Here is a 6734-nt window from a genome sequence, read left to right on the forward strand (position 1 = left end):
GACAGCGCCGGCACGTAGGAAATGACCATCAGACAGGCCAGCACCACCAGCACAAACGGAATCAGGTCCTTGACCATGCGGTCCAGCGAGATACGCGCCACCGTGCAAGCGGCAAACAGGTTGACAACAAACGGCGGGGTGATCATGCCCAGCGCCAGGTTCACCACCATGATCAGTCCAAAATGCACCGGGTCAATGCCAAAGTGCATGGCCACCGGCGCCAAAATCGGGGCCAGCACAATGATGGCGGCACCGGTCTCGATGAACATGCCAATAAAAAACAAGGCGGCATTGACGCCCAGCAGAAAGTAGGCTGGTGACTTAAGAACGTCCTGCAACCAGATACCGATCGCCTCGGGGACACCTGCCCGCGTGATCAAAAAGGCAAACAGTCCGGCATTGGCAATGATGAACATGATCACCGCCGACGACAGCACAGATTTGCGCAAGATGGTGTACAGGTCGGGCAGCTTGATCTCGCGGTAAATCACCAAACCCACAATCAGGGCATAGAACACCGCCACCGCAGAGGCTTCGGTCGGGGTGAATACACCGCCGTAAATACCGCCCAGAATGATCACCGGCATCAGCAGCGCCCAACCGGCTTTCAAGGTGGCCTTGGCCACCGACAGCCGGCCATCACCGTCACACTTCCCCCAGCCCTTGTACTTGCAGTAAGCCCAGACAAACAGCATCAGCGCGCCACTGATGAAGAGGCCGGGGCCGAAGCCGGCAATGAACAGCTCGCCAATCGAAACTTCGGCGCTTACCCCGTACAGAATCAGCGGAATCGACGGGGGAATCACCACCCCCAGCTCGGCACTGGTGGCCTGCAGCGATGCCGCCCAGGTGTTGGGGTAGCCGTGCTTCATCAGCGCCGGGATCAGGATGGTGCCGATGGCAAAGGTGGTGGCCACCGACGAGCCAGAAACCGATGCAAAAATCATGCAGGTGAGCACGCAGGTCATGGGCAGGCCACCTTGCACGCCGCCCACCAGGCTCTTGGCAAAATCGACCAGGCGGCGCGAAATGCCGCCAGTCTCCATGATGTTGCCAGCCAAAATAAAGAACGGAATGGCCGCCAGCGGAAACCGGTTGATGGCGTTGAACATCTCCTTGACGGAAATGAGCATGTTGAGCTCGGCCACCTGGATCCCCAAAATAGCGGCCAAGCCAATAGAAACAGCCACCGACACGGTGAGTGCAAAGCACAGCACCATGGTGATCAGCATAACGGTGGTCATTGCGCGGTCTCCAGTTCAAGACGCTGCGGGTCCAGCAAATTTCCAATAATGCCAATGACGCTGAAGACTCCCCCCACCGGCATGGCCAGGTAAGCCCAGAACATGGTCAACTCTTCAAGCCCGGCCATGGTTTGCACCTTGCCGCGCTGGGCATAGTCCCAACCCCACCAGATGATGATAAAGATCAGCGTGAGTGCGGCCAAGCAGACCACCCAGTCGAGCACGCGGCGCAAGCGCACCGGGCTCCAGCGGTACAGCACATCCACACTGACCATGGCACCCTGCCTGAATGCCATGGGAACGCCCAGAAAGACCATCCAGATCAGGCTGAAGCGAATCAGCACTTCAGTCCACTCGGCCGGGGTTTCCAGCACAAAGCGGGTGATGATCTGGAACATACCCAGACTTGCAGCCACCAGCAGCATGGCGCAGGCCGTAACCAGGGCAATGCGGCTGGTCCAGTGCTCCAGCCGCAAAAATTTATCTCTCATCGCGTTCTCCGCCTGACATGGAAGTCAAAAAAACGCCCGCACGTTTTCAACCGTCGGGCGCTCGAGCTCTCAGGAGTTGATTACTTGGTGTTGCGGATCTTGTCCATGTTGGCTTTGCCAAACTGCTTCTCGAACTCGGCGTAGACCGGTGCCAGGGTGGCGACAAACTTGGACTTGTCCAGGTTTTCCACCACATTCATGCCCTTGCCACGCAGGTAAGTCACGCCCATGGCGTCGTCGGCATCGACGCGGTCACGGTTGACCTTGACAGCCGTCTTGGCAGCTTCCAAAAAGATTTTCTGGTCAGCCGGGGCGAGTTTGTCAAACGACGCCTTGTTCATCAGGAAGATGGCGGGTGAATACACGTGACCGGTTAGCGACACGTGTTTTTGCACCTGGTCCAGCTTGGCCGCCATGATCACCGACAGCGGGTTCTCCTGGCCGTCAACGGTGCCTTGCTGCAACGCGGTAAACACTTCAGCCATGGCCATTGGGGTGGTCACAATGCCCAGGCCCTTGTAGGCGGCCACGTGCACCGGGTTTTCCATGGTGCGCAGCTTCAGGCCTTTCAGGTCATCAGGCGTGTTGACGGGGCGCTTGTTGTTGGTCACGTTGCGCATACCGTTTTCACCCCAGGCCAGTGCCTTGAAGCCTTTGGAGTCAAACTTGGTCAGCATTTCCTGACCGATCGGGCCGTCGAGCACCATGCGGGCGTGCGCCTTGTCACGGAACAGGAAGGGAATGTCAAGAATCTTGGCATCGGGCACAAAGTTGGGCACCGGGCCGGTGGACGTAAAGGTCAGCTCCTGGGTGCCCAACTGCACCGACTCGATGGACTCGCGCTCGCTGCCCAGCGACGCGTTGTAAAAAGTTTGAATCTTGTAACGGCCGGCGGTGTTCTTTTCGACTTCCTTGGCAAAGGTGTCAATGGCCACACCCTGGTGCGAGTTCTGGGCGATGGCAATGTTGATTTTCATGTTGGTCTGGGCAGCGGCGGTAGCCACCAAACCGACAGCGAGGGAAAGGCCGATAAACAGTTTGCTCAATTTCATGCAGTGTCTCCTAGATATAAAAATAAACGACCGAAAAGTTGTATGACAAATTTAATTGTCTCCCTGTTACTTACTTGATGGCATCAGTGTTTTCCCTAATGTATTCCCTGATAATTTCTTCAAAACTGCTGTCTGGCAACAGACCCAGACCGGCCGCGCGCCTGGCGTTGATACGTGCGGGCCAGGTCTTGACGATGTTGTGGATGGCGGCGTCGGGTGCCCAGTCGATCAGCGCTGCCACCGCAGGCCCGGCCACTTGCGCCAGCGCAGCCGCCATCTGGGCCGGCGTGGTGGTCAGAGCCGGCAAGATCAGGGCCGTGCGCGGCCCCCAAGCCTGCGCGCTGGCCTGCGCGGCACCAATCAGGCCGGCAATGGTGCGCGCCGGCGACGACAAGGCGACCGGGGTATCGGCCGGCACCGGACAGGTGGCGCGAACACCCGCCAGCGGCTCACGCAACATGCCGCTCAAGAAACTAGACGCCGCGCCATTGGGCTTGCCGGGGCGCACGCTCACCGTCATCAGACGCACGCTGCGCCCCTGAATGAAAGCTTTGCGGCTGAAGTCCGCCATGAGTTGTTCACCAATGAATTTCTGGATGCCGTAACTGCTTTGTGGTGTTGGCAGCGTGGTGTCCTCGATCACCGGGGGCAGCGGGACCCCGGGCGCGTCGCCAAACACCGCCAGCGAGCTGGCAAAGACCACGATCGGCTGGGTCTTCAGGGCGCGGCAGGCCTGCAGCAGCGACAGCGTGGCGGCAAAGTTGCTGCGCATACCAAGGTCAAAATCGGCCTCGCATTCGCCACTGACCGCCGCCGCCAGATGGAACACCACGTCGGTGTGGGCGTCCAGCCCGGCGCCGCCGCTGGACAGCAGCGCATTCAGGTCGCCCGTCACGGTGCTCACGCGGGCGTCATTCAGCAGGTCGGCTGGCGGCGCCGCGCGGTCCACCAGCGTGATACGACCCACGTCGACGGACTCAGCGCCGGCCAGTGACAACTTGCCCTGGGCCAGCAGCGCACGCGCCAGGCGCACACCCAGAAATCCGGCGCCGCCGGTAATCAGGACATGGCAAGGCTCGGGGATGGTTTTTGTTGTATCGATCATGGTTTGTCTCCTAAAAATTTGAATTCAGCACGTTTTGCCCCAACGCAGCACCATCGGGTTCAAGCGCCTTGCAACTTCGATCAGGCCGGCACGCACCGCCGGGTGCATGGCCGGCCAGGGGTGGCGCGGTGCCTCGCAGGCAATCACGCCGCCCTCTTTCATCAGCGCCTTGGCACTCAGGATGCCGCCCTGGCGGTTCTCATAGTTGATCAGCGGCAGCCACTGCTGGTACAGCGTGATGGCCTCTTCGCGCCGACCGGCAGCAAAAGCGTCCATGATCAGACGGATGCCGTCGGGGTAGCCGCCGCCGGTCATGGCGCCGGTGGCACCCGCGTCCAGATCGGCCAGCAGGGTGATGGCTTCCTCGCCGTCCCATGGGCCTTCAATGGCGTCGCCGCCGAGGCGAATCAGTTCGCGCAGCTTGGACGCCGCACCCGGGGTTTCGATCTTGAAATAGGCCACCTGGGCAATCTCCTTGGCCATACGCGCCAGAAAGGCGGCCGACATGGGCGTGCCGGCGGCGGGTGCGTCCTGGATCATGATGGGGATGTCGATGACGTGCGAGACACCCGCATAAAACTCATAAATCTTTTCCTCTGACACCCGGAACGTGGCGCCGTGGTACGGCGGCATCACCATCACCATGGCAGCGCCCTGCTCTTGCGCGCGCCGGCTGCGCTGGGCGCAAACCTGCGTGCTGAAGTGGGTGGTGGTGACGATCACCGGCACCCGGCCGGCCACGTGCGCAAGCATCGTGCGAGTCAGCAGCTCTCGCTCATCGTCAGACAGCAAAAACTGCTCGGAAAAATTGGCCAGAATACACAGGCCGTTGGAGCCAGCGTCGATCATGAAGTCAATGCAGCGCTTCTGGCTGGCCAAGTCCAGCTCGCCATTCTCAGAGAAGGTGGTCGGAACCACCGGGAAAACGCCCTTGTAGCGGGCCGGGGTGTTGCTTGTCATTGTGTTTACCGTTGTTTCAGTGGCTGGGTCAGTGCGAATGTTTGGGCACGTCGGCGCCGCGGCAGCCCACCAGAAAATCAAAATCGCAACCTTCGTCGGCTTGCAACACCCGGTCGATGTAGAGCTGCTGGTAACCGCTTTTGGGCGCCGCCGGCGCTGCGGCTTGCTGCGCCTGGCGCGCCGCAAAACGTTGGGCGATCACGGCGTCACTGACCTCAAGTTCCAGTTTGCCGGCATAGCTGTCCAGCGCGATCCAGTCGCCATCCTGCACGATGGCCAGCGGGCCGCCAGCCGCCGCTTCAGGTGCCACATGCAACACCACTGTGCCGTAAGCGGTGCCGCTCATGCGGGCGTCTGAGATGCGCACCATGTCGGTGACGCCCTGTGCCAGCAATTTGGGCGGCAAACCCATGTTGCCGACTTCAGCCATGCCGGGGTAACCCTTGGGGCCACAGTTTTTCATCACCAGCACCGAAGTTGCATCCACCACCAGGTCCGGGTCGCCAATACGCGCCTTGTAGTGGTCAAAATCCTCAAACACCACGGCCTGGCCGCGGTGTTTCATCAGCGCCGGTGTGGCCGCCGAGGGTTTCAGCACAGCCCCGCGCGGCGCCAGATTGCCGCGCAGCACACACAGGCTGCCGTCCTGGACCAGGGGTTTGTCGAGCGGGCGAATGACTTCGGCGTTGTGGATGGGGGCGTCCAGCACGTTGTCCCAGATCGACTTGCCATTGACCGTCAGGGCATTTTTGTGCGGCAGCAAACCGCCCTCGCCCATACGGCGCAGCACGGCAGGCAGGCCGCCCGCATAGTAGAAATCTTCCATCAGGAATCGCCCGGAGGGCTGCAAGTCCACCAGTGTCGGTGTGCCCCGGCCCACCGTGGTCCAGTCGTCCAGTTCCAGCGGTACGCCGATGCGCCCGGCAATCGCCTTGAGGTGAATCGCGGCGTTGGTGGAGCCGCCCACAGCGGCGTTGACGCGGATGGCGTTCTCAAAGGCTTCGCGCGTCAGAATTTTCGATAGTTTCAGGTCTTCCCAGACCATGTCCACAATCCGCATGCCTGACATGTGCGCCAGCACGTAGCGGCGCGCGTCGACCGCCGGAATGGCGGCGTTGTGGGGGAGTGAGGTGCCCAGCGCCTCGGCCATACAGGCCATGGTGGAAGCCGTGCCCATGGTGTTGCAAGTGCCCGCCGAGCGCGACATGCCGGCTTCGGCCGACATGAACTCATTGAGCGAAATTTTGCCGGCCTTGACCGCTTCGTGTAATTGCCAGACCACGGTGCCGGAGCCAATGTCGCGGCCCTCGTGTTTGCCATTGAGCATCGGACCGCCGGTGACCACAATGGTCGGGATGTCGCAACTCGCTGCACCCATCAACAGCGCCGGGGTGGTCTTGTCGCAGCCCACCAGCAACACCACGGCGTCCATCGGGTTGCCGCGAATGGATTCCTCCACGTCCATGCTGGCCAGGTTGCGCGTCAGCATGGCGGTGGGGCGCAGGTTGGACTCGCCGTTGGAAAACACCGGGAACTCGACCGGGAAGCCGCCTGCCTCGGAAATGCCGCGCTTGACGTGCTCGGCAATCTTGCGAAAGTGCGCGTTGCAAGGCGTCAGCTCAGACCAGGTGTTGCAGATGCCGATGATCGGCTTGCCCTGAAATTCATGGTCAGGAATGCCCTGGTTCTTCATCCAGCTGCGGTACATAAAACCGTTTTTGTCGGCCGTGCCAAACCAGGCGGCGGAGCGCAGGGGCTTCTTGGGGGTTGGGGACATGGGAAGGCTTTCGGGTTCAAAAATGGACAAGTGGCAGCATGGTAGGGACTTAATCCATACTAAACAAGTGAATATTTCTGATCATCCTAAAAACCGCAGTTACCC

6 protein-coding genes are annotated in these 6734 nt (G+C 60.7%); all 6 read right to left on the reverse strand.

Features of this window, described 5'->3' with window-relative positions:
* On the reverse strand, positions 1–1244 hold a 1244-nt coding region (locus PHF15_RS16325; protein ID WP_300122840.1), incomplete at its 3' end, for a TRAP transporter large permease.
* Positions 1241–1735: a TRAP transporter small permease gene (locus PHF15_RS16330; RefSeq protein WP_300122842.1), complete on the reverse strand. Its 495-nt coding sequence runs from the start codon at positions 1733–1735 to the stop codon at positions 1241–1243. The genes PHF15_RS16330 and PHF15_RS16325, both read right to left, overlap by 4 nt.
* 80 nt (positions 1736–1815) lie before the next feature.
* Entirely contained in the window at positions 1816–2787 is a 972-nt protein-coding gene (locus PHF15_RS16335; protein WP_300122844.1) for a TRAP transporter substrate-binding protein, read from the reverse strand.
* A 70-nt stretch (positions 2788–2857) separates the two neighbouring features.
* Positions 2858–3892, reverse strand: a complete 1035-nt coding sequence (gene denD, locus PHF15_RS16340; RefSeq protein WP_300122847.1) for a D-erythronate dehydrogenase — start codon at positions 3890–3892, stop codon at positions 2858–2860.
* Between the two features lie 24 nt (positions 3893–3916).
* The gene (locus PHF15_RS16345; RefSeq protein WP_300122849.1) at positions 3917–4852 is read right to left on the reverse strand and encodes a dihydrodipicolinate synthase family protein; all 936 of its coding nucleotides are present in this window, start codon (positions 4850–4852) and stop codon (positions 3917–3919) included.
* A gap of 28 nt (positions 4853–4880) precedes the next feature.
* Positions 4881–6629 carry an IlvD/Edd family dehydratase gene (locus PHF15_RS16350; RefSeq protein ID WP_300122852.1) on the reverse strand — a complete coding sequence of 583 codons (1749 nt, stop codon included), beginning with the start codon at positions 6627–6629 and terminating at the stop codon, positions 4881–4883.
* Positions 6630–6734 lie beyond the last annotated feature (105 nt).

Source organism: Rhodoferax sp. (assembly GCF_028689295.1).
Classification (GTDB): Bacteria; Pseudomonadota; Gammaproteobacteria; order Burkholderiales; family Burkholderiaceae_C; genus Rhodoferax.